The sequence below is a fragment of the Streptomyces anulatus genome (genome assembly GCF_014650675.1).
Classification (GTDB): domain Bacteria; phylum Actinomycetota; class Actinomycetes; order Streptomycetales; family Streptomycetaceae; genus Streptomyces; species Streptomyces anulatus.
Map to the genome: position 1 here is coordinate 168,423 of NZ_BMVK01000016.1, position 24,335 is coordinate 192,757.

The 24,335-nt window shown below is 71.6% G+C and carries 26 protein-coding genes; 13 read left to right on the forward strand and 13 right to left on the reverse strand.

Features of this window, described 5'->3' with window-relative positions; all coding sequences use genetic code 11:
* Positions 1-3 precede the first annotated feature (3 nt).
* The 6 genes from IE272_RS30695 to hemL all read right to left on the reverse strand — a co-directional run bounded on the left by IE272_RS30695 (position 4) and on the right by hemL (position 6,657).
* Complete coding sequence (locus tag IE272_RS30695; RefSeq protein WP_047180754.1) at positions 4-726, reverse strand: cytochrome c biogenesis CcdA family protein; 723 nt, start codon at positions 724-726, stop codon at positions 4-6.
* A gap of 64 nt (positions 727-790) precedes the next feature.
* A complete protein-coding gene (locus tag IE272_RS30700; RefSeq protein ID WP_057663648.1) occupies positions 791-1,393 on the reverse strand; it encodes a TlpA family protein disulfide reductase in 603 nt (200 codons plus the stop codon).
* Positions 1,394-1,460: 67 nt separating this feature from the next.
* A complete protein-coding gene (locus tag IE272_RS30705) occupies positions 1,461-2,717 on the reverse strand; it encodes a polysaccharide deacetylase family protein (RefSeq protein ID WP_047177194.1) in 1,257 nt (418 codons plus the stop codon).
* A 297-nt stretch (positions 2,718-3,014) separates the two neighbouring features.
* Positions 3,015-4,262 (reverse strand): enterochelin esterase domain-containing protein, encoded by a 1,248-nt coding sequence (locus IE272_RS30710; protein ID WP_229897832.1) that lies wholly within the window; start codon positions 4,260-4,262, stop codon positions 3,015-3,017.
* 434 nt (positions 4,263-4,696) lie between these two features.
* Positions 4,697-5,389 carry a histidine phosphatase family protein gene (locus IE272_RS30715; protein ID WP_050358755.1) on the reverse strand — a complete coding sequence of 231 codons (693 nt, stop codon included), beginning with the start codon at positions 5,387-5,389 and terminating at the stop codon, positions 4,697-4,699.
* The gene (gene hemL / locus IE272_RS30720) at positions 5,386-6,657 is read right to left on the reverse strand and encodes a glutamate-1-semialdehyde 2,1-aminomutase (RefSeq protein WP_073960809.1); all 1,272 of its coding nucleotides are present in this window, start codon (positions 6,655-6,657) and stop codon (positions 5,386-5,388) included. The genes IE272_RS30715 and hemL overlap by 4 nt, the downstream gene beginning before the upstream one ends.
* A 331-nt stretch (positions 6,658-6,988) precedes the next feature.
* Between hemL and IE272_RS30725 the strand changes: the two genes are divergently transcribed.
* From IE272_RS30725 to IE272_RS30735, 3 genes are all read left to right on the forward strand, one after another.
* On the forward strand, positions 6,989-7,573 hold the full coding sequence (locus tag IE272_RS30725) for a hypothetical protein (RefSeq protein WP_073746161.1): 585 nt from the start codon (positions 6,989-6,991) through the stop codon (positions 7,571-7,573).
* A 154-nt stretch (positions 7,574-7,727) separates the two neighbouring features.
* A complete protein-coding gene (locus IE272_RS30730) occupies positions 7,728-8,675 on the forward strand; it encodes an aminoglycoside phosphotransferase family protein (protein ID WP_190009056.1) in 948 nt (315 codons plus the stop codon).
* 198 nt (positions 8,676-8,873) lie between these two features.
* Positions 8,874-9,209: a hypothetical protein gene (locus tag IE272_RS30735; RefSeq protein WP_190009058.1), complete on the forward strand. Its 336-nt coding sequence runs from the start codon at positions 8,874-8,876 to the stop codon at positions 9,207-9,209.
* Here IE272_RS30735 and IE272_RS30740 read toward each other — a convergent pair.
* Positions 9,124-9,717 carry a TIGR03086 family metal-binding protein gene (locus IE272_RS30740; protein ID WP_190009060.1) on the reverse strand — a complete coding sequence of 198 codons (594 nt, stop codon included), beginning with the start codon at positions 9,715-9,717 and terminating at the stop codon, positions 9,124-9,126. The genes IE272_RS30735 and IE272_RS30740 overlap by 86 nt on opposite strands.
* An 84-nt stretch (positions 9,718-9,801) precedes the next feature.
* On the opposite strand from IE272_RS30740, the gene IE272_RS30745 reads away from it, so the two are divergent.
* Entirely contained in the window at positions 9,802-10,623 is an 822-nt protein-coding gene (locus IE272_RS30745) for a helix-turn-helix domain-containing protein (RefSeq protein ID WP_190009062.1), read from the forward strand.
* Between the two features lie 118 nt (positions 10,624-10,741).
* Positions 10,742-11,476, forward strand: a complete 735-nt coding sequence (locus tag IE272_RS30750; RefSeq protein ID WP_057663668.1) for a Mut7-C RNAse domain-containing protein — start codon at positions 10,742-10,744, stop codon at positions 11,474-11,476.
* A 42-nt stretch (positions 11,477-11,518) separates the two neighbouring features.
* Here IE272_RS30750 and IE272_RS30755 read toward each other — a convergent pair whose 3' ends face one another.
* Positions 11,519-12,037, reverse strand: coding sequence for a hypothetical protein (locus tag IE272_RS30755; protein ID WP_098891687.1), 519 nt, complete (start codon positions 12,035-12,037; stop codon positions 11,519-11,521).
* A gap of 149 nt (positions 12,038-12,186) precedes the next feature.
* Between IE272_RS30755 and IE272_RS30760 the strand changes: the two genes are divergently transcribed.
* Positions 12,187-12,945, forward strand: coding sequence for an SDR family NAD(P)-dependent oxidoreductase (locus IE272_RS30760; protein WP_047177200.1), 759 nt, complete (start codon positions 12,187-12,189; stop codon positions 12,943-12,945).
* A 7-nt stretch (positions 12,946-12,952) separates the two neighbouring features.
* On the opposite strand, the gene IE272_RS30765 is transcribed toward IE272_RS30760, so the two are convergent.
* The 4 genes from IE272_RS30765 to IE272_RS30780 are packed head-to-tail and all read right to left on the reverse strand — an operon-like array spanning position 12,953 to position 17,026.
* The gene (locus tag IE272_RS30765; RefSeq protein WP_190009064.1) at positions 12,953-14,026 is read right to left on the reverse strand and encodes an ABC transporter ATP-binding protein; all 1,074 of its coding nucleotides are present in this window, start codon (positions 14,024-14,026) and stop codon (positions 12,953-12,955) included.
* Entirely contained in the window at positions 14,023-14,856 is an 834-nt protein-coding gene (locus IE272_RS30770) for an ABC transporter permease (RefSeq protein ID WP_079044196.1), read from the reverse strand. Before IE272_RS30770 ends, IE272_RS30765 begins: the two co-directional genes overlap by 4 nt.
* A complete protein-coding gene (locus tag IE272_RS30775; RefSeq protein WP_050358747.1) occupies positions 14,853-15,875 on the reverse strand; it encodes an ABC transporter permease in 1,023 nt (340 codons plus the stop codon). The genes IE272_RS30770 and IE272_RS30775 overlap by 4 nt, the downstream gene beginning before the upstream one ends.
* Positions 15,876-15,877: 2 nt before the next feature.
* Entirely contained in the window at positions 15,878-17,026 is a 1,149-nt protein-coding gene (locus tag IE272_RS30780) for an extracellular solute-binding protein (RefSeq protein WP_057663678.1), read from the reverse strand.
* 333 nt (positions 17,027-17,359) lie between these two features.
* Here IE272_RS30780 and IE272_RS30785 point away from each other — a divergent pair, with 333 nt between their 5' ends.
* The 3 genes from IE272_RS30785 (at position 17,360) to IE272_RS30795 (ending at position 19,563) form a co-directional block, all read left to right on the forward strand.
* Positions 17,360-18,100 carry a GntR family transcriptional regulator gene (locus tag IE272_RS30785; protein WP_056700470.1) on the forward strand — a complete coding sequence of 247 codons (741 nt, stop codon included), beginning with the start codon at positions 17,360-17,362 and terminating at the stop codon, positions 18,098-18,100.
* A 98-nt stretch (positions 18,101-18,198) separates the two neighbouring features.
* Positions 18,199-18,846 carry an HAD family hydrolase gene (locus tag IE272_RS30790; RefSeq protein ID WP_057663680.1) on the forward strand — a complete coding sequence of 216 codons (648 nt, stop codon included), beginning with the start codon at positions 18,199-18,201 and terminating at the stop codon, positions 18,844-18,846.
* Positions 18,847-18,951: 105 nt separating this feature from the next.
* Positions 18,952-19,563, forward strand: coding sequence for a dihydrofolate reductase family protein (locus IE272_RS30795; RefSeq protein WP_050358743.1), 612 nt, complete (start codon positions 18,952-18,954; stop codon positions 19,561-19,563).
* A 4-nt stretch (positions 19,564-19,567) separates the two neighbouring features.
* On the opposite strand, the gene IE272_RS30800 is transcribed toward IE272_RS30795, so the two are convergent.
* Complete coding sequence (locus IE272_RS30800; RefSeq protein WP_050358742.1) at positions 19,568-20,761, reverse strand: RtcB family protein; 1,194 nt, start codon at positions 20,759-20,761, stop codon at positions 19,568-19,570.
* A gap of 172 nt (positions 20,762-20,933) precedes the next feature.
* Here IE272_RS30800 and IE272_RS30805 point away from each other — a divergent pair, with 172 nt between their 5' ends.
* The 4 genes from IE272_RS30805 to IE272_RS30820 all read left to right on the forward strand — a co-directional run.
* A complete protein-coding gene (locus IE272_RS30805; protein WP_190009066.1) occupies positions 20,934-21,812 on the forward strand; it encodes a DUF3558 domain-containing protein in 879 nt (292 codons plus the stop codon).
* 192 nt (positions 21,813-22,004) lie between these two features.
* Positions 22,005-22,862: a hypothetical protein gene (locus tag IE272_RS30810; RefSeq protein ID WP_056700479.1), complete on the forward strand. Its 858-nt coding sequence runs from the start codon at positions 22,005-22,007 to the stop codon at positions 22,860-22,862.
* 338 nt (positions 22,863-23,200) lie between these two features.
* Complete coding sequence (locus IE272_RS30815) at positions 23,201-23,887, forward strand: hypothetical protein (RefSeq protein ID WP_050358739.1); 687 nt, start codon at positions 23,201-23,203, stop codon at positions 23,885-23,887.
* 297 nt (positions 23,888-24,184) lie between these two features.
* A partial coding sequence (locus IE272_RS30820) for a DUF2637 domain-containing protein (RefSeq protein ID WP_190009068.1) occupies positions 24,185-24,335 on the forward strand: 151 nt, incomplete at its 3' end.

Genomic DNA, 24,335 nt, shown 5'->3' on the forward strand with positions numbered 1-24,335 from the left:
AACTCAGATCCCTACAACGAAGCCGCTGGACCAGCTCTGCATGTGCTGCATGAGCGTGGCCCACGCACCCGTCAGCAGCAGGATTCCGGTCACGATCATCATGCCGCCGCCGATCCGCATCACCCATGCGTAGTGGCGCTTGACCCAGCCGAACGCGCCGAGCGCCTTGCGGAAGGCGACCGCGGCCAGGACGAACGGGACACCGAGTCCGAGACAGTACGCGACGGTCAGTATCGCGCCACGTCCGGCGGTGCCCTCGGTGAACGCGAGCGTGCTCACGGCGGCGAAGGTCGGACCGATGCAGGGGGTCCAGCCGATCCCGAAGAGCGCGCCCAGCAGGGGCGCGCCGGCCAGCCCGGTCACCGGCCGCTTGTGGAACCGGAACTCGCGCTGCGTCACCCCCGGCAGGAGCCCCATGAAGAAGACCCCCATGAGGATCATCAGGACGCCGAGGATCCGGTTGAACAGCTCGGCGTGTACCTGGAGCTCCCGGCCGAAGTAGCCGAAGAGGGCCCCGCCCGAGACGAAGACGACGGTGAAGCCGAGCACGAAGAGGGCGGCGCCCGTCACCACGCGGCCCCGGCGCGCCTCGGCGAGGTCGGTGCCGCTGACCCCGGTGACGTAGCTCAGATAGCCGGGCACGAGGGGCAGCACGCACGGGGAGAAGAAAGAGATGAGGCCGGCCAGCAGGGCGATGGGCAGGGACACCAGGAGGGTCCCGCTCATGACGGTCTCGTTGTACGCGGCCAGCGTGACGGTCTCGTGGTGCGCGGCGAGCGGGATCACCGGATCACTTCTCCGCGATGATCGGGTCGATCATCTTGCGCAGCTCGTCCGCGTCGAGCGCCTGGAGCGTGCGGGCCGCGATCTTCCCGTCCCGGTCGATGACCACGGTGGACGGGATAGCCTGCGGGTTCAGGGTGCCCTTGGGGAAGCGGAGGATGAGCTTGCCGATCGGGTCGTAGAAGCTCGGGTACTCGACCCCGTAGTCCTTCTCGAAGTTGATCGCCGCGTCCCGCTGGGCGTCGCGGGTGTTTATCCCGACGAACTGGACGCCCTGGTCCGCCGTCTCCTTCGAGACCTGCGCGAAGTACTTCGCCTCCAGGCGGCAGGGGCCGCACCAGGAGCCCCAGACGTTGAGGACGACGACCTTGCCCCGGTAGTCGGCGAGGTCGAGCGGCTTGCCGTCCAGACCGTTGCCGTCGAGCTTCGGCGCCGCCACCCGGTCGCTCTTGGCGACGGTGGAGATGCCGCCGCTGCCGGTGACGAAGTTGGTGTTGCCCCCGCCTCCGGCCTTGTTGCCCCCGCTGCACGCGGACAGCGTCAGGGCACCGGCCACAGCGGTGGCGGCGAGCAGGGTGAAGCGACGTCGGGACGCGCGGCCAAAGCTCATGTGAAAAGTTTCGCATGGCAGATTCCGGGCTCCCCCGCGCCCCCCTCCGTGCCCGTAAAGCCCCTTGTCAAGCCTGTTTAAAGAAGGAGTTCCAACCACCGGCGGGCGCCTGTCCGACGTCCAGCGTCCGGAGCTTGGCGAGCACGGCGGGATCCTGTACGTCGAGCCAGTCGACGTACTGCCGGAACGAGACGAGACGCACGTCGTCCTTGTCGGCCACCTTCTTGATCACTTCTTCCACGGCGTCCATATAGATGCCGCCGTTCCACTCCTCGAAGTGGTTGCCGATGTAGAACGGCGCACGATTCGACTCGTACGCGCGCTGGAAACCGGCGAGATACGCCCCGGTCGCCTGGGTGCGCCAGCCCGGATAACGCGACGGCATACCCTTCGTCGAATTCTGCGACTGATTGGCGAGGATGTTGTAGTCCATCGAGAGCACCTCGAAGGAGTGCCCGGGGAACGGCATCGCCTGCAGCGGAAGATCCCAGACGCCGCCGCGCTTCACGGGCCAGGTCTGACGGCCGCCGGGCGAACTGGCGTCGTACCGCCAGCCCAGTTTGCTCGCGGTCGGCAGGAGATTGTCCTGGCCGAGCAGGCAGGGGGTGCGGCCGCCGATCAGTTCCTTGCGATAGTCGAACGGAAGCGGATCCTCGTTCTCCCAGCCGGTGTTCGTCCGCCATTCCGTGACGAACGACACAGCCTGATTGATCTCGCTGTGCCATTGGGCGGGCGTCCAGCGCTCCACGGATCCGGAACCGCCGCAGAAATGCCCGTTGAAGTGGGTGCCGATCTCGTGGCCGTCCAGCCACGCCTGGCGTACGTACTTCAGCGTGTCCTTGACGTGATCGTCGGTGAGATAGCCGATGTCGGAGGCGCCGCGGGGGTTGTTCGGCGGACGGTAGAGGGATTTCTTCGACTCGGGGAGCAGATAGATCCCGGAGAGGAAGAAGGTCATCGCCGCGTCGTGTTCCTTGGCGAGTTCGAGAAAGCGCGGGAAGAGCCCGTTGCCGACCTCGCCCGCACCGTCCCAGGAAAAGATCACGAACTGCGGCGGCTTCTGGCCGGGTTCGAGGGGAACAGGCGCCTGCGGCTGGTTGGGCTGTTTGCCGGTGTCGGCGGTCGAGCCGTCACCGATCAGCCGGACCTTGTTCTTCGGCGCGCCGTTTCCGCTGCCGTTGCCGCCGTTTCCGGTGTCGCCTTTGCCGCCCCGGCCGGACCCTCCGTCACCGGAGGAGCCCGAGGCGCCACAGCCGGCGAGTCCGATCGCGGCTGCGGCGCCGAGCCCCGCCCCGAGCAGGCCCCTTCGATTGATGTCGCGCATACCGTCCCCATCTGCGGTCGTTTTATCTCAAGCCCATACAAACTACTGAAGGGTTAGATGGGGCACGTAACACGTCGGTTCCGTGCATTTGGGGACTTTCTTTACGCTTTACCTTGCAAGCCGACCGGCCGTCCGCCCAACTCGGGTACGACGTGCGTACGGCGCTCGCACACCCTTACGAGGAGCCCTCGTGAGGGACGCAGGAGGGGCCTCCGCAGTTCTGCCGTCGGCCGACGGATCGGCTTCCCCGGATCGTCGAACTCATGCGCGAGCACGGAGGCGCCCATGCGGCTGCCCCTACCGGAAGGACTCCACCAGGGCGTCGGCCAGAAGCCCCTGCCAGCAGGCGTGGTCGCGGCCGCCGTTGTGGACGGTGCGGACGACCCGGTGCCCCCGGGCGCGCAGCGCGGGAACGAGGGCCTCGCCGTACTCGACCGAAGCGGCCCCGTCGTGCAGGCCGAGGGCGAGGTGGACGACGGGCGCGGATATCCGGTCCCCGCCGCCGGGCGGCAGGTCACCCTCGCCCGGGGTCCGGTCCCCGCCGTCGGCCGGCGGGCCCGGCGCGGGCGACTGGACGAGAGCCCGGCCGAAGCGTTCGGGCCGGGTGAGAGCGGCGTACAGCGCGGTCGTTCCGCCGAGCCCCTGGCCGGAGACGGCGGTCCGGTCCGCGTCGGCGGTCAGCGGCCACCGGGCGCGCGCCCAGGGCAGCAGTTCGTCGGCGAGGAAGGCGGCGCAGGCCTCCCGGCCGCCGGGGTCGCGCTGTCCGGTCGCGGCGTCGCCGGCGTCCGGGGAGAGGACGGCGAGCGGCGGCAGGGCCCCGTCGGCGATCAGCGCGTCCAGCGTGTCCTGGAAGCCGAGCCGCCCGAACCACATGCCCCCGTCGCAGAGCACGAGCACCGGCAGCGGCAGCGGCCCCGGCCCCGGACGGCCGCGCACGGGGTTGCCCGCCCCGTCCGGCGGAAGGTACGTCCAGACCTCGTGCTCCTCGCCCGGGGTGCGGCCGGTGACGGTGTGCCGTTCGACGACGCCGCGCCGGATACCGGCCCGCCGGCCGGCCCAGGGCTGGGGCGGGGCCTCCGGCAGGGCGAACACCGAACTCTCCACGTCACGCCGACGGACCGGCAGGCGGCGGGGGTTGAGCGGGTCGGCCACACCGTGCGCCGTCAGCGCCACCAGCCGCCGCTGGAGCAGGGCGGGGTCGGCGGGCGCGGGGCCCGGGGAGATGTCGGCCACCAGCCGGTAGGACCCCCGGTGGTCGGCGCGCAGCCGAAAGCCGAGGTACCAGACGTCGGTGCCCGGGAGGTGGTGGAGGAGCGTGTCGGCCGGCCGGTCGCGGTCGCCGATACCGGTCGCCATCAGGAGGACCTGACGGGTAGCACGGTGGCCGCGCCAGAGGAAGGTGACGGCGCGATGGCCGGGTGAGTCGTCGAGCGGTTCGACGAGCGGGGTGCCGGCGCGGGTCACCCCGTCCCAGAACGCCTCGGTCAGGGCGTCCCGGGCGGCGGAGTCCCGGGCGGTTTCGAGCTGCCGGGCGAGCCGGGCCACCCGTGGGCCGGTGACCGGCCGGGGGCGGCGTCCGCCGCACGGGCCGCGTCACTCATGAGCCGGCCTCACCGGGACGGTCCGCTCCGCCGGTCTCCGGTCGAGCAGGGCTCTGGGGGAAGTGCGCGTCATCGTTCCACCGTTTCGTCGAAGGCGGTCGTGACCACGGCGGCCACCGTCGCCACCCGCGACCGAGCCCGACGGGACGCCGTCCCACCCACCTGAGGTCAACTTAGCTTAGCCTAACCTAATCTCAGGATCGGGAGCGCTAGCGCCTCGCAGGCACCCCGGGCAGCAAAGCGGACGGGACCGGCCGCCGTTGCTCCGGCGGCCGGTCCCGTCATGTCCCGCGCTCGTGTCCCGCGCGTCATGTCCCACGGTGTTACGTGGCGTTACGTGGTGTCACGTGGTGCCCGCGACGCTCCTCGCGGCGGTGGCTAGGCGCCGAACGCCTTGGACTGCCCCGGCTTCCCCTTCACCGGCTTGGCCCCGGCCAGCAGGTGCACGGGCACCAGGTCCCGGGCCGGCTCCGAGTAGCCGACCGAGACGATCTTGTCGCCCCGGTAGGTGAAGCTCGTCAGCGAGGCCAGCGTGCACTGCCGCTTGCGCGGGTCGTGCCACAGGCGGCGGCGCTCCACGAACGAGCGCAGGATCCAGATCGGCAGCTGGTGGCTGACGCAGACCGCCTCGTGCCCGCGCGCCGCGTCCCGGGCGGCGTCGATCGCGCCCATCATCCGGACGACCTGCTCGATGTACGGCTCGCCCCAGGACGGCTTGAACGGATTGGTGAGGTGCTTCCAGTTGTCCGGCTTGCGCAGCGCGCCGTCACCGACCCCGAAGGTCTTGCCCTCGAAGACGTTGGCGGCCTCGATCAGCCGGGCGTCGGTGGCGAGGTCCAGGCCGTGCGCCTTGGCGACAGGGGCGGCCGTCTCCTGGGCGCGCTCCAGCGGGGAGGCGACGACATGGGTGATGTCGCGCTTCTCCAGGTGCTCGGCGACCCGGTCGGCCATCTTCCGGCCCAGGTCGGAGAGGTGGTAGCCGGGGCGGCGTCCGTAGAGCACGCCGTCCGGGTTGTGCACCTCGCCGTGCCGGACCACGTGCACCACGGTCAACTGCTCGTCGCCGCTCATGCGGTGGCCTCCGCTGCGGCGCGGGCGGCGGCGGGCAGGGCGGCGGCGATGCGCTCGACCGCCCGCTCGTCGTGGGCCGTGGAGACGAACCAGGACTCGAACGCCGAGGGCGGCAGGTAGACGCCCTGCTCCAGCATCGCGTGGAAGAACGCGGTGAAGCGGAAGACGTCCTGCTTCTTGGCGTCGTCGTAGTCGCGGACGGGCTCGTCGGTGAAGAAGACGGAGAACATGTTGCTCGCGGCGGACACGGTGTGCGCGACACCCTCCTTGGTGAGCGCGTCGCCCACCAGGGAGCGCAGCTCGGCGGAGACCCCGTCGATCTTCGCGTACGCCGCGTCGTCCAGCAGCCGCAGCTGGGCGAGCCCGGCGGCGGTGGCGACCGGGTTCCCGGAGAGGGTGCCCGCCTGGTAGACCGGGCCGGCCGGGGCCAGGTGCGCCATCACGTCGCCGCGACCGCCGAAGGCCGCGGCGGGGAAGCCGCCGCCCATCACCTTGCCGAAGGTCATCAGGTCGGGCCGGACGCCGTCGACGCCGTACCAGCCGGCCTTCGACGTACGGAAGCCCGTCATGACCTCGTCGGAGATGTACAGCGCGCCGTTCGCCGCGCACAGCTCCTTGAGCCCGGCGTTGAAGCCGTCCGCCGGCGGGACGACGCCCATGTTGCCGGGCGAGGCCTCGGTGATCACGCAGGCGATCTCGCCCGGGTGCGCGGCGAAGGCGGCGCGCACCGCGTCCAGGTCGTTGTACGGCAGCACGACGGTGTCCCCGGCCGTGGCGCCCGTGACCCCCGGGGTGTCGGGCAGCCCGAAGGTGGCCACGCCCGACCCGGCGGCGGCGAGCAGCGCGTCCACGTGCCCGTGGTAGCAGCCGGCGAACTTCACGACCTTGGCCCGGCCCGTGAAGCCGCGGGCCAGCCGGATCGCCGACATGGTCGCCTCGGTGCCGGAGGAGACCAGGCGCACCTGCTCGACCGGCTCGATCCGCGCCACGATCTCCTCGGCGAGCGCGACCTCGCCCTCACCCGGCGTACCGAAGGAGGTGCCCCGGGAGACCGCCTCCTGGACGGCGGCGATGACCTCGGGGTGAGAGTGGCCGAGAATCATCGGCCCCCACGAGCACACGAGGTCGACATACTCGCGACCGTCGGCGTCGGTGAGGTACGGACCGGTGCCGGACACCATGAACCGGGGCGTACCGCCCACGGCCCGGAAGGCACGCACGGGAGAGTTCACGCCGCCGGGCGTCACGACGGACGCTCGGTCGAACAGCGACTGCGAAACTGGGGCTTCGTATGAATACGCCACTTTGGTCCTGATCTGCGATTCGGGTATCGGGAGGCCGGGCCGGGAAATCACTGACAATCTCGGCCACCGGTGAGCAGGGAGCGCGCTCCCCTCGTATCACGAAAGAGCGTCAGCCCCCTCGCGTCTGCGAAACTGGGGCGTCATAGGGAAAGCTCACACATGCCATGGTGTCAGAGGCACGCACGGTCTTGCGGGCAGGTGTTTCACCGCACGCCCGCGGGGGAGGTCACTGACACGATGATCGGGTTGCGCGGCGGGGGCTGTGTCTCCTAAGAAGTAGTCGGGTGGATGAGATATGCATCGCGGTGGCGGAGTGGGCGAAGGGACCGACGACCTGGGGCCCGAGCCTGCCCGGCGAGGGCGGCACCGGCGCAGGGCAGAGCGCGCCCAGAGCAGGGGCGCGGACAGCACGCCGCCCCCCGGGACCAGGAGCGGGGGCGGGATGGGGGTGACGTACAAGTACTTCGGCGCCCCGGACGGGGCCACCGCGGCACGTGTGCCCATCTCGATGCGCCCGGAGGAGCTCGGCGGTGACGAGCTGGGCATGGGCGGCATGTTCACCAAGATCAAGCCGGAGACCGTGGCCGCCATGGTCCTGACCGGAATCCAGGGCATACCCCTGCACAAGGTCCCCCCGCTCGAACTGGTCGTCCTCCACCCCGACTACGCCGTGGTCAAGCTCCCGATGACCGTCGTCGACCCGCTGCGCGGCGTCGGCGAGGAGTCCGTCGGCGCGGCGGCCTTCATCTGGTCCACGGTCCCCGACCGTGGCGGCCCGCGCGACGCCTTCAACGTCTACCAGCTGCTCCACGAGTGGCAGGACTTCTCCCACCGGCTGCACGACGCGGGGCACCAGGCGTACTGCCTGGTCTGGCCCTGATCCGGGATCGAGCGGCGTTCGAGCGGCCTCGCGTTCCGGAGCCGCTGGTACGTGCCGAAGCGGTGCGGCTCGGTCGACGCCCTTGAGACAGGCGCGGCCGCGCCCATCGTCGACCGCCGCCGCGAACCATCGATTCCCTGCGAAGGAGACCGTCGTGAGTACGTTGGGAAGCGACGAGGTCCCACAGCACCTGGCGGCGGCGTACGCCACGGGCTTCGGCGCGGAAGGCCGGGCCTGGATCTCCGGACTACCGGCTCTCGCGGCAGACATGCTGGACCGTTGGGAGCTGGAACGGGACGGCACGGCAAGGGCGGGAGAAGCCTCACTGGTGCTGCCGGTGCTGCGCCCCGACGGCACGCCCGCGGTCCTCAGACTCCAGATGCCCAGGCAGGAGACCGCCGCCGCACTGATCGGCCTCCGTGCCTGGGACGGCACGGGGATGGTGCGGCTGCTCGATCACGACCCGGTGAGCAGCAGCATGCTCCTGGAGCGCCTGGACGGAGCCCGCACACTGGCTTCGATCAACGACGACGACGTGGCGATGACTGCCCTCGCCGAGCTCCACGCGAGGCTGGTCGCGGTCCCCGCGCCGCAGGGACTGCGCAGCCTGGGCGACATTGCTTCCGAGATGCTGGCGCAGGTCCCACGGGCGATCACGAGGCTGGCCGTCCCGGCCGACCGTCGACTCCTGCGGAACTGGGCATCGGCGGTGGCCGAACTGGTCGATGAGCCCGGGGACCGGATGCTGCACTGGGATCTGCACTACGGCAACGTTCTCGCTGCCCAGCGCGAGCCGTGGATCGCCATCGATCCCGAACCACTCGCCGGCGACCCGGGATTCGACCTGTGGCCCGCCCTGGACAGCAGATGGGACGACGTCGTCGTGAAAGGCGACGCCCCGCGTATCGTGCGGCGCCGTTTCGACCTGCTCACCGATGTCCTCGGCCTGGACCGCGCACGCGCGACCGGCTGGACCCTGGGCCGGCTTCTGCAGAACTCGCTCTGGGACATCGAGGACGGCGAGACGCGACTCGCCCTGCCCTCCGTGACGATCGCGGAGTCACTGCTCGACCGTGGTTCCATGCCCGCGCCTCACCGGTGACAGCACGTCTGCCGTGGTGACGGCTGTCGCCCCTGCGGACGCGGACGTCGATGATGATGCCGCCCGTGAACGCCGCTTCCGCCTGCCAGATTCGGCCAGTTCGAGCCAAATATCGCGAGGATTTGGCCGACAGCCGGTCTTCAGCCGACCCGCCCGCCACGCCGATGCACAGGACATCCGACCATCGAGGAGTCCGCCGTGGGCGACGTTCTGCTGGCCCTGTCCATCCCCGTGCTCGTCTTCGGCGGCGGCATCTACGCGGCCTGCGACTGCTGGTGGCGCCGCAGGCATCCGGCGCCCCCGTCCCCGTACACCCACCGGGCGGCCCGGCTGGCGGAGCAGGAGATGCTGCTCCTGGCCGAGCAGATCGTCGACGACGCGCACGCCGCGCTCGGGCCCCTCTACGGGGCCCCGGCCGCCCCGCGCCCCGGCGGACCGCCCGCCGGGCTCAAGCCCGAGGCGTCCCGGTCGTCCCGGTCGGACGCCACCCCGGATCGCGGCCCGTCACGGCCAGCAGCCGCTCGAAAGCGCTAGCCCCCGCCCCCACCGGGAACGGCTCACCGAACACCTTCATCTCCCGGGCCTGCGGAGCCATGGCCGCCAGCCCCGGCCCCAGTTCGTCGAGCACGCGCTCCTGCGGCACGAAGTCCGCGCCCGTCGCCCGCGCCAGGTCCCAGGCGTGCACCGTCAGATCGCCGAGCACCATGAGCCCCACCGTCCGGGCCGGCAGCTCCATCCGCCCGGTCGTGCCCTCCTCGACGCCCGGCACGCTCCACGCCTCCACCAGCCGGGCGGTCTCGTCTCCGAACCTGCCCCGCCAGTCGCCCGTCACGAACTCCGGCACCTGGCCGAAATCCACCTCCTCGCGGGCCGCCAGCGCCTGGAAGTTCACGACCACCTGGAACAGGTGGTTCACCAGCGCCCGTACGTCGTACTCGGCGCAGGGCGTAGCGTCGCCCAGCTGCCCGTCGTCGATCCCCCGCACGACGGGCAGGGCCCGGTCCGAGGCGGCTTCCAGCAGTTCACCGATCGTCTGTGTCATGCCTCCCACCCTCCACCCGCGCACCGCCCGACGTCTTGAAGAAACACGACAGGCGTGCGGAGGACGCGGGACTAAAATCGGGTCATGGCCGCAGGACCCCGCCGGGACACCCGAGGCATCGTCGACGCCCCGGACCTGTTCGCGCACGTGCGCTTCCGCCGCCGCGAGCCCGCCGCCGCGCTGCGCCCGTACCTGGAGCACTACTGGCTGATCGACTGGGACCTCACCGAGCCGTACGCCGCCCATGTGGTCCCGCACCCGTCGGTGAACCTGGTCTTCCAGCGGTACGAGGCCGGGGACGGTCCGCGGGAGCGGTCCGGGTACGCCGAGGTCGCGGGCGTCGACCCCGGGCTCTTCGCCCGGGGTCTGGCCGGGCGCGGCCGGGTCTGCGGGGTGCAGTTCCGGCCCGGCGGGTTCCGCCCGTTCGCCCCCGGGCGCCCGGTGTCCGCGTGGACCGGGCTGCGGTCCGACGCCGCCGGGGTGCTGCGGCTGCCGCCGCCCGTCCGGGCCGTCCTGGACCCGGACGACGAGGACGCGCGGGTCGCGGCCCTGGACGCCTTCCTGCTGGCCCTGGAGCCCCGCCCCGATCCGCAGGCGACGCTGGCGACGGCCGTCGTCGACCGGGTGCGCACGGACCGTACCGTGCTCCGGGTCGACCGGCTCGCCCAGGACGCCGGGCTCTCCGCCCGCTCCCTGCAACGGCTCTTCTCCGCGTACGTCGGCGTCGGCCCCAAGTGGGTCATCCTCCGCTACCGCATCCACGAGGCGCTGGAGCGCGCCGGATCCGACCCGGCCGTCGACTGGTCGCGGCTCGCGGCGGACCTCGGCTACAGCGACCAGGCCCATCTGGTGCGGGACTTCACCGCGACCGTGGGCGTGCCCCCGACCGCGTTCGCCCCGCGTTGACGGCGGCCGGGCGCACCTCGGCACGCGCATCCACCCGCGCACCCGCACGCCCGCCCGGTCCCCGCACGCCCCGCGAATCTCCTGGCGGCCTTTCCCGCCCCGGTGGCATCCTGACCGGGTGAACGGACCCGAGATCACCCTCGAAGTAGCCCCCGAACTGCGGCTCTTCGTCCCGCACGACCGCCGCGGCGGGCCCACACCCCTCGTCACGGACGGCTCCTCGACGCTCGGCCATGTCATCGAGTCCCTCGGCGTCCCGCTCACCGAGGCCGGAACGCTGCTGGTGAACGGCGGCCCGGTGGCCCGCTCGCATGTGCCGGGCCCCGGCGAACACGTCGACGTACGCGCCGTGGAACGCCCCCAGCAGGTCCCCGGCGCGCCCCTGCGGTTCCTCCTCGACGTCCATCTCGGCACGCTGGCCCGCCGGTTGCGGCTCCTGGGCGTCGACGCGGCGTACGAGAGCGAGGACATCGGCGACCCCGCCCTGGCCACCCTCTCGGCACGGGAGCGGCGCGTCCTGCTCTCCCGGGACCGCGGGCTGCTGCGCCGCCGCGAGATCTGGGCGGGGGCGTACATCTACAGCGACCGCCCCAAGGAGCAGCTCCGCGACGTCCTCGGCCGCTTCGCTCCGGCCCTGGCCCCCTGGACCCGCTGCACCGCGTGCAACGGCACACTGGCCGGGGCCGCGAAGGACTCCGTGAGCGGACTGCTCGAACACGGCACCCAGGAGGCGTACGACGTGTTCGCCCAGTGCACGGAGTGCTCCCGGGTGTACTGGCGCGGTGCCCATCACGGCCACCTGGAGACGATCGTGTCCGAAGCGGTGGCCGAATTCGGGGGCGCGTCGGCCTAGGGCCCCCGCCTCTCGAAGTCGCGCGGCCCTGAGGCGTACGGCTCAGAAGGCGTACGCGTCCCCCGTCGAGGGCGCCAGCACCGTGTGCACGTCGTTCCCGGAGTCCGCGTCGCGCGCCCCGCCGCTCCACACGGTGTCGACCCGCACGACCACCTCGGCCGGGCGGCCCGCGAGCCGCAGGTCCAGCGCGGTCCCCCGGTCGGGCCCGCCGGAGAGCAGGGGACCCGTCTCGCACAGCACCGCGGCGCTGCCGCCCCGCAGGCAGCCCTGCGGAAGCTGCTGCCGTACGGCGAGCGGCTCGGAGAACCGCAGTCGCACCGTCGAGGCGGTCACGTCGGCGGGGCCCCGGTTCGCGGTCCGGAGGCGGATCTCCAGCCGGTCGCCCCAGAGGGACACGTGCCCGTGGCGGGAGATGTCCGCCTCCGGCGCGGCGGGGGCGAAGGCCGCGAAGGAGACGGGGTCGGTGTCCGCCGCGGCGGTCGCGGCCGGCACGGTCGCCGCCGTGGCCGCGGCGGCGGCGACGGACAGCGGCAACAGCAGTCTTCTGCTCAGCATCAACATGACCGGAACATACCGATCAGCCCGATTAGTCGGATGACCGTACCGCCCTGACGCGCTCTCCCCCACCCGCACGGCCCCAACCCGCCCGGCCCCCCGCCCGCCTGCCTATCCTTCTCCCCGTACCCGATCAGCAGTCCGAGGAGATCGCCATGGCCGCCACCCCCATCGCCGTCATCACCGGCGCGAGCAGCGGCATCGGCGCCGCCACCGCCCGTACGCTGGCCGCCGCCGGCTTCCGGGTCGTGCTGACCGCCCGCCGCAAGGACCGCATCGAGGCGCTGGCCGCCGAGATCACCGAGGCCGGGCACCAGGCGACGGCCTACGCCCTGGACGTCACCGACCGCGCGGCGGTCGACGAGTTCGCCACCGCGTTCCGCTCCCTCGCCGTCCTCGTCAACAACGCGGGCGGGGCGCTCGGGGCGGACCCCGTCGCGACCGGCGACCCCGCCGACTGGCGGCAGATGTACGAGACCAACGTGATCGGCACGCTCAACGTCACCCAGGCCCTGCTGCCCGCCCTCACCGCGAGCGGCGACGGCACGATCGTGATCCTCTCCTCCACCGCGGCGCTGTCCGCGTACGAGGGCGGCGGCGGTTACGTGGCGGCCAAGCACGGCGAACACGTCCTGGCCGAGACCCTGCGACTGGAGATCGTCGGCACCCCGGTCCGCGTCATCGAGGTGGCCCCCGGCATGGTCAGGACCGAGGAGTTCGCCACCACCCGCTTCCGCGGCGACACGGAGAAGGCCGCCAAGGTCTACGCGGGCGTCGACGCCCCGCTGACCGCCGAGGACGTGGCCGACACGATCGGCTGGGCCGTCACCCGCCCCAGCCACGTCAACATCGACCTCCTGGTGGTCCGCCCCCGCGCCCAGGCCTCCAACACGAAGGTCCACCGCACCGTGTGAGCCCGGGTCACTCCTGCACGGACGGGGCGAGGACCCGCTCGGCGACGAGCACGGGGTGGTTGTGCGGGGTGATCGTGCAGCGCGCTCCGGGCGTCAGCGCGGCCGCCTCCCAGCTGGGCAGGTCGGCCTTGCACGCGGTTCCGGAGTCCGTGGTGAGGTGCAGCCGGGTCGTGGGGCCGAGGAAGGTCGCCACCCGTACGGTCGCGGGGGTGCCCGCCCCGTCGTCGGCGGCGCCGACCGCGAGACCCTCGGGGCGCAGCAGTACGTCGACCTCGGCGCCGGCGGCCGGCGTCTCACCGTGGATGGGCAGCCGCCGCCCGAACAGCTCGACGACACCGCCGTCCCGCACGGTGCCCGGCAGCCGGTTCATGGTCCCGACGAACTCGGCGACGAAGGGCGTGGCCGGGCGGTCGTACAACTCGCCGGGCGCGGCGCACTGTTCGAGCCGCCCGTCCTTCATCACGGCGACGCGGTCGGCCATGGACAGCGCCTCCTCCTGGTCGTGGGTGACGAAGACGGTGGTGATGCCGAGATCCAGCTGGATGCGCCGGATCTCCTCGCGGAGGGTGAGCCGCACCTTGGCGTCGAGGGCGGACAGCGGCTCGTCCAGGAGGAGGACCTTGGGCCGGATCGCCAGCGCGCGGGCGAGCGCGACGCGCTGCTGCTGGCCGCCGGAGAGCTGGTGCGGGTAGTCGCCCTCGCGGCCGGGCAGGCCGACCAGGTCCAGCAGCTCCCGGGCCCGTTCCCTGCGTTCGGCGGTGGCCCGGCCGCGTACCCGCAGGCCGTACGCGATGTTCTCGGCGGCCGTCATGTTCGGGAACAGGCTGTACGACTGGAAGACCATGCCGATGTCGCGGCGGTGGGCCGGTACGGAGGTGACGTCCTGGCCGTCCATCAGCAGCTCGCCGCCGTCGGCGCGCTCGAAGCCCGCGACGATGCGCAGCGCGGTGGTCTTGCCGCAGCCCGAAGGTCCGAGCAGGGCGACCATCTCGCCGGGGGCGATGTCCAGGTCGAGTCCGTCGAGAGCGACCGTGGAGCCGAACTTCCGGCGCAGTCGCTTGAGGTGCACGGGAACGGTCATGACACGGTCTTCTTTCGGTTCTCGCGGACGGAGTTCGCCCGACGGCGGCTGCGGCCGCCGGCCAGGGTGGTGAGCAGGAGCAGCAGCCCCCAGGTGATCAGCAGGCTCAGCATCGCGGCGGCCACCGAGAGCTGGGCCTCGGAGTCCTTGATCTCCACCATCCATACGGAGAAGGGGCGGTAGGAGAGCACGGAGGCGACGGTGTACTCGCCGAGCACCATGGCCAGGCTGAGTACGGCGCCGCCCACCACGGCGGTCCGCAGGTTCGGCACGACGATCTGCCACAGGGTCTGCAGCCGCGAGGCGCCCAGGCTGCGGGCGGCCTCGACGAGGGTGCGCAGGTCGACGGCGCGCAGCCCGGCGTCCAGCGAGCGGTACAGGAACGGCAGGGACATGACCGTGTAGACGAGCACGAGGACCAGCGGGAAGTCCTCGTCCCGCAGGAGCTGGAAGGTCATGTACAGGGGCGTGTCGGCCAGGTCCTGTTCCCAGGACAGCACCGTGGTGACGCCCGCGACCAGCGCGATCGGCGGGACGACCAGCGGCATCATGCAGAGGATCTCGACGATCCGGCGCAGCCGGGGCAGATAGAGCACGACCGCGACCAGGGTCGGCACCATCAGGAGCAGTCCGCAGACGATCGTGGCCAGGCCCAGCCGTACCGAGAGCATCAGGCTGGTGGTCAGCCCCTCGGCGCCGAGCCCCTTCGTGTACGCGTCGAAACTGACGCCTTCCACCTCGTTGACGCTGAACCAGATCGAGGCGCCGATGGGGACCAGGAAATACAGCGCGGCGAGCGGCAGGACGACGCCGCGCGAGGTGAACTTCATCCGAGCCATCGGGTACTCCTGCGCTGCAGCGGTATCTGTACGGCCATCACGAGCAGCGCGATCACGACCATGTTGAGGCTCATGGCGAGGGCCAGGTTCTCCTGGCCCACCAGGACGTTGCCGTTGAGGGCGTTGGCGATCTGGATGGTGATCAGCGGCTGCGACGAGCCGACCATCACGGCGGCGGTGGCGTGCGAGGCGAACGCCGTGCCGAACATCAGCACCGCGCCGCCGAGCAGCGAGGGCGTCAGCACCGGGATGCCGACGTGGCGCCAGTACTGCCCCCGGGTCGCCCCGCAGGACGCGGCGGCCTCCTGCCACTGGGCGCGCAGGCCGTCGAGGGCGGGCAGGACGGTCACCACCATCAGCGGGACCATGAAGTAGAGGTAGGCCAGCACCAGGCCGGTGAAGCTGTAGAGGCTGAAGCCCGTCCGGTCCAGGTGGAACAGCTGGGTGACCGTGCCGGTGGTGCCGAGCGTCGCGATGAAGGCGAAGGCGAGCGGTGCGCCGGAGAAGTTGGCGAGCACCCCGCCGGCCGAGACGACGATGCCCCGCAGCGCCGGCCGGGGGGAACTGACGACGGCCTGGGCGATCAGCGTGCCGATCACGGTCGCCAGCAGCGCGGTCATGAGCGACAGTTCGACGCTCCCGGTCAGGCCGGTCGCGTAGGCCCCGGACAGCGACCCGCTGACGTTCTCCGTCGAGAACCGGCCGGTGCCGCTCGCCGGGTCCACGACGGTGAACGCCCCGTACACCATGGTCCCGGCGGGCAGCCCGAAGCACACCGCGAGAAACGCGAAGAAGGGGACGACGACGGGCCACCGGTGCCGCCGCGCGCCACGGCGGCGGGCGCCGGGGCCCGGACGGACGTCGTCCCGTACGGGACGGGAGGGAGGCGCGACGGGGGCGTCCGGGCCCGTCGCGGGCGCGGAGTCCGCCGGGGCGGAGCCCGCGGGCGCGGAGTCCGCCGGGGTGGCGGCTCCGCTGCCCGTGGGAGGAGGTGCGGTGGTGTCGGCCATGGTCAGCTGACCGCCTTGCCCCAGCCCTGGACGACCGTCTGCTTGGCCTTCGCCTCCTGGTCCGCGGTCGGCTCCGCGGGAGTGCCGTGGACCTCGGGGATCTGGGCGACGGCGGCCTTGTCGGCGGTGCCGTCCTTCTTCATCGCGTCGAGGAGCGCCGGGCGCGAGAAGCCTTCGAGCCAGATGTTCTGGCCCTCGGGGCTGTAGACGAACTCCAGCCACAGGCGGGCGGCGGCCGGGTGCGGGGCGTACTTGTTGACGCTCTGGTTGTAGTAGCGCGAGTACAGGCCGTCGGCGGGCACCACGACCTGCCAGTCGACGCCCTTGGGCTTCAGCTTCTGGCCGTAGCCCAGGTTGAGGTAGTCCCAGTCGATCGAGATCGGCGTCTCGCCCTGCTGGATGGTGGCGAGCGTGGACTTCGCGGGGACGAAGTTGCCCTTCTTCTTCAGCTCCTGGAAGAAGTCGAGGCCCGGCTGCGCGTCGTCCAGGGAACCGCCGTTGGCCAGCGATGCGGCGACGACGGCGGCCAGCGCGGAGCTGGACTCGGTCGGGTCGCCGTTGAGAGCGACCTTGTTCCGGTACTCGGGCTTCAGCAGGTCGTCGAACGTCTCCGGGCAGTTCTTGACGGCCTTGGCGTCACAGCCGATGGAGATGAAGCCGCCGTAGTTGTTCATGAAGGAGGCGTCCGGCTGCTTCTGCGCGTCCGGGATGTCGTCCCAGCCCTCGACCTTGTACGCCGCGAGCAGGCCCTGCTTCTTGGCCTCCTGCATGTACGAGGTGCCGAGGTCCAGCGCGTCGACGGCCCGGTCCTGGCCCTTGCGCTTGGCCGCCGCGTTCAGCGCGCCCTGGCTGCTGCCGCCCGGGTCCTCGTTGTTGACCTCGATGTCGTACTTCTTCTCGAAGGCCGCGATCATCTCGCCGTAGTTGGCCCAGTCGGGCGCGAGGGCGTAGACGTTGAGCTCGCCCTCCTTCTCCGCCGCCGCGACGAGCTTCTCCATACCGCCGAGGTCCGCGGCCGACTCCGCCTTCGCGGCCTTGCTGTTCTTCGCACCCGCGTCGTCGGGGGCGGAGCCACAGCCGGTGGCCACCAGGGCGGTGAGGCCGGCGAGGGCCGCGGCGGTCAGGACGCGGCGGGGATGGTGTGCCTTCACGATGCGTACTCCTGGGTCTGCGGCGAGCCACCTGTATGGACAAGCCATCGTCAGTAAGCGAGCCGAAGCTAGCAGTCAGGTGACCGGCGGGTAAAGCTTTGAGGAGGTAAAAAGTGCAGGTCAGAAGCGTTATAGAGACGTAGGTTTAGCCGCCCGTCAAAGCGGTTAGACGCATGGTTCACACTTCGGGGAAATCCACCTCCTGCGCGCAGCCCGGAGATGCGCCGCGCCTCACGCGGATGACATGATCGTCCCTGCGCACCCACCGCGCACCGCGCGTCCGGCGCACCCCTCCCCCGGAAGCCCGGCAGCCCGAAAGCCCCAAGGAGAGACGTGACCCGACGGCACCAGCAGATCGCCGAGGAGCTGCGCCGCGCCATCGCCGAAGGCATCCACCCCGTGGGCTCCGAACTGCCGTCCGAGTCCGAACTGGCCCTGGCCCACGGCGTATCCCGGGGCACCCTCCGGCAGGCCTTCGGCACGCTCCAGTCGGAGGGCCTGATCGGGTCCCGGCAGGGCGCCCGCCGGACCGTCCTGTCCACCACGCCCAGCCAGAGCTTCACCGAGCTGCGCAGCTTCGCCCAGTGGGCCAGGGCCGGCGACCGCACCCCGGGCGGCCTGGTGCTCCGCTCACGCCGGGCGAAGGCGACCGAGGCCGAGGCCGCCCAACTCCAGCTCGCACCGGGTGACTTGGTCCTGCACGTCCTGCGGGTACGCACCCTGGACGGCGAGCCGGCACTCCTGGAGCGCACGGTGTACGCCGGGTGGGCGGCGGCGGCCGTCGAAGGGCTGCCGGACGACTGCGAGTCGGTCACCCAGAGCCTGTACGAGGAGGCCGGCGTGGTCATGAGCAACGGCGAGCACCATCTGGACGCGGTCGCCGCGGGCACCACGGACGCCCGGGAGCTGGGCGTCCGGCGCGGCTCCCCGCTGCTGCGGGTGCGCCGCACCACGACCACGTCCGAGGGCCGTCCCGTCGAGACCTCGGACGACCGCTACCGGCCCGGCTCGGTCGTCTTCACCGTCCGCAATTCGGTACAGGCCAATCCGCTGGTGCGCACCGCCGCCGACTGACACACCGGGCGGCCCCGCCCGGCCCCGCCCCACGGGCCCGGACCTGCGGGACCCACTCCCCCAACGCCCCCACTCCCCCGAGGAACAGCGAGTCCCGTATGCCCCCGCTCCCCCGCCCCGCCGCCCTGCTGTGCGACATGGACGGCACCCTCGTCGACACCGAGCACGCCTGGCTGGACACCGTCGCCGGGTTCCTGCGGACGCAGGGCTCCCCGACGGACGCGGGCACCCTCGCCCCGTTCGCGGGCGCCGCGGTGGCCGACGCGGCCGGCCGTCTCGTACGCGGCGGTCTCACCGCACTGACGGAGGCGGAGACCGCCGCCCGGCTCGACCGGGAGTTCACCGCGCGGGTGGCGGCCGGCGTGACCGTCCAGCCCGGCGCCCTCCGGCTCCTGGACCGGGCGCGCGCCCTGGGGGTGCCGACGGCCCTGGTGACCGCCTCCGAGCGGCATGTGGCCGACCTGGTGCTGGCCACCCTGGGCCGGCACCGGTTCGACACGTCCGTCGCCTCGGGCGAGACGGCGCGCGGCAAGCCGCACCCCGACCCGTACCTGGCGGCGGCGGCCTCGCTCGGGGTGGCCCCGCAGGACTGTCTGGCCGTCGAGGACACCCCCACGGGCGCGGCCGCCGCCCTGGCCGCGGGGTGCCGCCTGCTCGCCGTCCCCTCGGTGCCCGGCATCGAGCCCGGCCCGCGCACGGTCCTGGTCGCCTCCCTGACCGAGGCGGACCTGACGGAGGCCGCCTGAGGGAGTCGGTCCGAGGGAGTCGGGCGCCCCCGTCCGCGTCGTGTTAGGAAGGAAGCGCCCCCGACCGCCCTACCGGCCGGAAAGCTCACGAAGGAGTGGTGCGCGATGAAGCTGGTGGTGCAGGAGTTCCTGTCGCTCGACGGCGTCTCCCAGGGCCCGGGAGCCCCGGACGAGGACACCAGCGACGGGTTCACCCGGGGCGGCTGGTTCGTGCCGCACCTGGACGAGGAGTTCGAGCGGCAGGCGGGCGAGTGGCTCGGCGAGGCGGACGCCTTCCTGTTCGGCCGGCGCACCTACGAGAACTTCGCCCGGGACTGGCCGGGGATGACCGACCACCCCTTCTCCGGCATCCTGAACGGCCTGCCGAAATACGTGGCGTCGAACACCCTGACCGAGGCCGCGTGGAACCCCACCACGATCCTCTCCGGCGACGTCCCCGCCCGGGTGGCCGAGCTGAAGCGGCGCCCCGGCCGGGACCTCCAGATCCACGGCAGCGCCCGCCTGGCCCAGTCGCTGCTGGCCGCGGGCCTGGTCGACGAACTGCGCCTGGCCATCGCCCCGGTCGTGGTGGGCGAGGGCCGCCGCCTGTTCCCGGACGGCGGCGCCCCGGCCGGCCTGCGGCTCCTCAGCCACCGGACGACCCCGGCCGGGGTCTCCGTACACATCTTCACGGCGACGGGCCCGCCGGACTTCGCGACGTACGGGGGCGGCGCGTAGGGCCTCAGCCCTTCACGCACACCACCTGCTTGAGCTTCGCGACGACCTGGACCAGATCCCGCTGCTGATCGATGACCTGCTCGATCGGCTTGTACGCACCCGGGATCTCGTCCACGACACCGGAGTCCTTACGGCACTCCACGCCCTGCGTCTGCTCCTCCAGGTCCTTGGTCGAGAAGCGCTTCTTCGCCGCGTTCCGGCTCATCCGGCGGCCCGCGCCGTGCGACGCCGAGTTGAACGACTTCTCGTTGCCGAGGCCCTTCACGATGTACGAGCCGGTGCCCATGGACCCCGGGATGATCCCGTAGTCGCCGGACCCCGCCCGGATCGCGCCCTTACGGGTGACCAGGAGGTCCATGCCCTCGTACCGCTCCTCCGCCACGTAGTTGTGGTGGCAGGAGATGACCGGGTCGAAAGTCACCCGGGCCTTCTTGAACTCCTTGCGGACCACGTCCTGGAAGAGCCCCATCATGATCGCCCGGTTGAACTTCGCGTACTCCTGCGCCCAGAAGAGGTCGTTGCGGTACGCGGCCATCTGCGGGGTCTCCGCGATGAAGACCGCCAGGTCGCGGTCGATCAGGTCCTGGTTGTGCGGCAGCTTCTGCGCCTGGCCGATGTGGAAGTCGGCCAGCTCCTTGCCGATGTTCCGCGAACCGGAGTGCAGCATCAACCAGACAGAACCGGTCTCATCGAGGCAGAACTCGATAAAATGATTACCCGAGCCGAGCGTTCCCATCTGCTTCGTGGCCCGCTCCTGGCGGAATTTGACCGCATCGGCGATCCCCCCGAACCGCCCCCAGAAGTCGTCCCATCCCGACGTCGGGAACCCGTGCAGCTTCCCCGGGTCCACCGCGTCGCCGTGCATCCCCCGGCCGACCGGAATGGCCTGCTCGATCTTGGAGCGCAGCCGTGACAGGTCGCCGGGAAGATCGTTCGCGGTGAGGGACGTCTTGACGGCGGACATCCCGCAGCCGATGTCCACCCCGACCGCGGCCGGGCACACCGCGCCCTGCATCGCGATCACCGACCCGACCGTCGCCCCCTTGCCGAAGTGGACGTCCGGCATGACGGCGAGACCCTTGATCCACGGCAGCGTGGAGACGTTGCGCAGCTGCTGCATCGCCACGTCCTCGACCGACGCGGGGTCCGCCCACATCCGGATGGGAACCTTCGCTCCCGGTACCTCTACGTACGACATAACTCCTCGATTCCCCCGAAAAGACTGAAAGCGCAAAACCGGTGCCAAGGTCGGCAAACCTATCGGCCGACCGGCATTCACAGCGGCGCGTGCGATACACATTGTGTCCATCGGCCGCCTTCGAGCGGCAACCCGTTTTCCGTACCGAAGGGAGCCTGGGACGGTGCGAGACATGGCGTACGTACCCGGCGTCGCGCTTCTGGCAGCGCTCGTCGTCGGCTGCAGCGCCGGCTCCGACAGCAACGCGAACGGCGCCGACAGCAAGGCGGGCAGCCCCACGGTCACCCCCGCGCCCCCGGGCAAGTACCTGACCCTGCCCGCCCCCTGCCGTGCCGTGCCGCGCGGCACACTGAAGGACCTGCTGCCCGGTGCGGCGGAACTGCCCGGGGACCAGCAGGAGAAGGTGTTCCGGGGGTCGGCTTCCGTCACCTACGACACCGACCGCAAGGTCGGCTGCAGCTGGAAGTCCGACGCGCCGAACGCCACCCGGAGCCTCTCCATCGACTTCGAGCGCGTCGTCTCGTACGACCCCGCGGTCAGCGACGACGACCGCGCCGACACGGTGTACGCGAAGAAGGAGAAGGCCGCCGGCCTGTCGTCGTCGGCGACCCCCGGGCCGGACGCGGAGAAGAACACCGGGACCCCGGGCGAGAAGGAGAAGGGCAAGGGCAAGGGCGCCGACGCGGAGAAGCCGGAGGACCCGGCGGGGGACGCCACGGCCTCGGCGGACCCCTCGTCCTCCTCCTCGCCCTCCGGAGGCGCCGCCGGCGAAGCAGGTGCCGGAGACAGCAGCGCCGGGCCGGAGGACGCCCTCCCCTCGCGCGTCCTCGACAACCTCGGAGATGCCGCATTTCTGCACGATCTGCCCACTCGGGCAGGTTCCACCTCACAGCAGCGCACGGTGAGCGTGGTATTCCGCACATCGAACGTGGTCGTGACCGTCCGGTACGCCGAGCAGCCGGCCCTCGTCACACAGGTGCCCGACAGCAAGGAACTCCAGGAGAAGGCCCAGGCACTGGCCCGGAAGCTGGCCGAGACGCTCAGCGAATAGACCCCGCCCCACGGGCCCCCGACCGGCCGGATTCCGGCCTCCGGGGGCCCTCGGCGGCGGCACGGGCCGGCCGCCGGCCGTCGTACCGTGGCTGTCCGGAAGACGTACCGAACCGCTACCGAGCCCACCCGTACACCGCACGAACCGAGACCTCCAGCACCGAGAGCTCCGTGCCATCCGAGTGAAGGAACCATGCACCGATCAGCCCCGCGCCTGTCCCGCATCCTCGCCTGCGCCGCCGTTCCGGTGATGCTCGTAGCCGTCGGCTGCTCGTCGGACTCCGACTCCGACAGCAAGAAGAACGCGGGCTCCTCGTCGTCCGGCACCGCCAGCACCAAGCCCTCGGAGCCCACCGTCGAAGCGGCGAGGTTCGACGATCTGCCCGACCCGTGCTCCTCGATCGCCAAGAAGACGATCAAGGACCTGGTGCCCGAGGCCAAGAAGAAGAACGGCACGGCCGGCCGGTCCAACGACCTCGCGGCACGCAGCAGTTGCTCCTGGAACGGCCTGGACGACAAGGGCGTCGACGGCTCGCAGTACCGCTGGCTGGACGTCGGCTTCACCCGCTTCGACTCGGACCAGTCGCTGGGCAGCGGCGCCAAGCGCGCCACCGCCGAGTACGCGAAGCAGGTCACCAAGGCGAAGGCCTCCGAGGGCGCCGAGAAGGTCGCCGCCGAGCCCGCCGCCGGTATCGGCGAGGAAGCCACCGTCGTCACCTACGGCCTCAGCAAGACGGACGAGGACTTCGCGTACGCCACCGTCGTGGCGCGCACGGGCAATGTCGTCGTCACCCTGACGTACAACGGCGCGGGTTACGCGGGTGCGAAGACGCCCTCGTCCGCGAGCATCGTCAAGGGCGCCCAGAAGGCGGCGAAGGAAGCGGTCGCCGCTGTCGGCGAGACCGCCGACGCCAAGGTCACTCCCCCGGCGAAGAGCGGCTCCGACGACAGCACGAAGGACGCCGGCAAGAAGGACACGGCCAAGGGCAGCGGCAGCAGCGACAGCGACAGCCCCAAGTCGACGACGAAGCCGAAGGCCAAGTCGAGCTGACACCCCTCCCGCACGCTTCTCCGGGACCCGGCTCTCCCCGAGGGCCGGGTCCCGCGCGTTCCGGCGGGCCTCGGGCGAACGGGCCGGGACCGGGACCCGGCCCCGGCGGCCGCGCACACGCACAGTGACCTGAGCCCCGCAGGCCCCCCGGGAACCCGAACGCCCCGCCCAGCAGTGCTTTCCCGCGAACCGGCACTCCCCCGGACCGGGTTGCGCCGTTGGGGGCAAGCCCCGGGGGCATGTGCCTGTCAGCTTCATGCCAACCCTCCCGCCGTTCCGTTCCGATCGCGGCGGACGCCGTTACGCTCCACGGCGAACCCCGAGGAAAGGCAAGGGAATTGCGCAATCGAATCGCACTCACCGCCGCACTCACGACCGGTCTTCTCGCGCTCACGGCGGCCTCCGCCACCGCGGCGCCGAACGAGTCACGGACGGCGGCATCCGGCGACGCCCGTGCGTGCGCGGACGTGAAGCTGTCCGGCGCCCTGCCTGTGCCGCCCGCGGGCATGGCCGTGCGCCAGAACGTCTCCATCGGCCCCGACTGCACTCCGGTCCTCGGCCCCGCACGGCTGGTGCCGAAGGCCGGCCCGGTCGCGAACGCGCAGGCGGCTCCGGCCGCCGCCGCGGCCGACCGGCAGGTCCGGAGCTGGTCGGAGATGTACGACTGCTGCAACATCCGGATGACGGGCCTCTACACGACGTCCGACTGGAGCTCCGACGGCACCGTGGTCACCACCTCCTCCACCGACGCGACCCAGCAGTGGAACCGTGAACCGTGGAACGCGGGCTGGTCGCTGAAGTCCTCGGGCAAGTCCGCCGACTGCGTCGCGAACTGCGCGGTCTCCACCAACGTGGCCGACGCGTCGTTCACCTACAAGGGGATCTTCGACCCGACGGGCAACGTGTACGCCAACACGCACCGCTCCACCGTGGCCCTCAAGGCCGACGGCACGGCGTCCTGCGAGTTCGAGGTCGACCTGAAGAACACGTTCATCGGCTGGAACTGGCAGCGCGGCTGCGAGTGACCCTTCGGGGCACCCGCAGCGCGGCGGTGGCGGCCACCCTTCGCCGCCACCGCCGCAGTTCCCGGCGGTCACCCAAGTCCCCGGCCTTCGGGCCGGGTTCTTCCGTTCTCCGGCCCGCCGCCGCGAGCCCGCACGACCCGAGAACCGCCTCACAACGCCTCCCCGCGACGCGCAACTCGCACACATGTGCCAGGCTGTCCCCTCGCCGGGCGTCGGATGCCTGGCCGGAAAGCGCTCAAGAACGCGGCCGAGTACAGAAGCCGGGTTCGGGGACAGAGGTCGGGGAGGGGATCGCGCGTGGCCGCGATGCAGCTGACACGCACGCACCGCATACTCATCGGGGTCGTCATCGCCGGTGCGGTGCTCATCGCCGCGATCGGTTTCGCGGGTTCCTACGCCGCCGTGCGCGAGCTCGCGGAGGACAAGGGCTTCGGGAGGTTCTCCCTGG

Bases quoted from the DNA above. Each gene is read 5' to 3' on its own strand.
- IE272_RS30695 (WP_047180754.1), bottom strand. From the start codon at position 726: ATGAGCGGGACCCTCCTGGTGTCCCTGCCCATCGCCCTGCTGGCCGGC.
- IE272_RS30700 (WP_057663648.1), bottom strand. From the start codon at position 1,393: ATGAGCTTTGGCCGCGCGTCCCGACGTCGCTTCACCCTGCTCGCCGCC.
- IE272_RS30705 (WP_047177194.1), bottom strand. From the start codon at position 2,717: ATGCGCGACATCAATCGAAGGGGCCTGCTCGGGGCGGGGCTCGGCGCC.
- IE272_RS30715 (WP_050358755.1), bottom strand. From the start codon at position 5,389: ATGAGCGGCGACGAGCAGTTGACCGTGGTGCACGTGGTCCGGCACGGC.
- IE272_RS30725 (WP_073746161.1), top strand. From the start codon at position 6,989: ATGCATCGCGGTGGCGGAGTGGGCGAAGGGACCGACGACCTGGGGCCC.
- IE272_RS30740 (WP_190009060.1), bottom strand. From the start codon at position 9,717: ATGACACAGACGATCGGTGAACTGCTGGAAGCCGCCTCGGACCGGGCC.
- IE272_RS30745 (WP_190009062.1), top strand. From the start codon at position 9,802: ATGGCCGCAGGACCCCGCCGGGACACCCGAGGCATCGTCGACGCCCCG.
- IE272_RS30755 (WP_098891687.1), bottom strand. From the start codon at position 12,037: ATGTTGATGCTGAGCAGAAGACTGCTGTTGCCGCTGTCCGTCGCCGCC.
- IE272_RS30760 (WP_047177200.1), top strand. From the start codon at position 12,187: ATGGCCGCCACCCCCATCGCCGTCATCACCGGCGCGAGCAGCGGCATC.
- IE272_RS30765 (WP_190009064.1), bottom strand. From the start codon at position 14,026: ATGACCGTTCCCGTGCACCTCAAGCGACTGCGCCGGAAGTTCGGCTCC.
- IE272_RS30770 (WP_079044196.1), bottom strand. From the start codon at position 14,856: ATGAAGTTCACCTCGCGCGGCGTCGTCCTGCCGCTCGCCGCGCTGTAT.
- IE272_RS30775 (WP_050358747.1), bottom strand. From the start codon at position 15,875: ATGGCCGACACCACCGCACCTCCTCCCACGGGCAGCGGAGCCGCCACC.
- IE272_RS30790 (WP_057663680.1), top strand. From the start codon at position 18,199: ATGCCCCCGCTCCCCCGCCCCGCCGCCCTGCTGTGCGACATGGACGGC.
- IE272_RS30795 (WP_050358743.1), top strand. From the start codon at position 18,952: ATGAAGCTGGTGGTGCAGGAGTTCCTGTCGCTCGACGGCGTCTCCCAG.
- IE272_RS30800 (WP_050358742.1), bottom strand. From the start codon at position 20,761: ATGTCGTACGTAGAGGTACCGGGAGCGAAGGTTCCCATCCGGATGTGG.
- IE272_RS30805 (WP_190009066.1), top strand. From the start codon at position 20,934: ATGGCGTACGTACCCGGCGTCGCGCTTCTGGCAGCGCTCGTCGTCGGC.
- IE272_RS30810 (WP_056700479.1), top strand. From the start codon at position 22,005: ATGCACCGATCAGCCCCGCGCCTGTCCCGCATCCTCGCCTGCGCCGCC.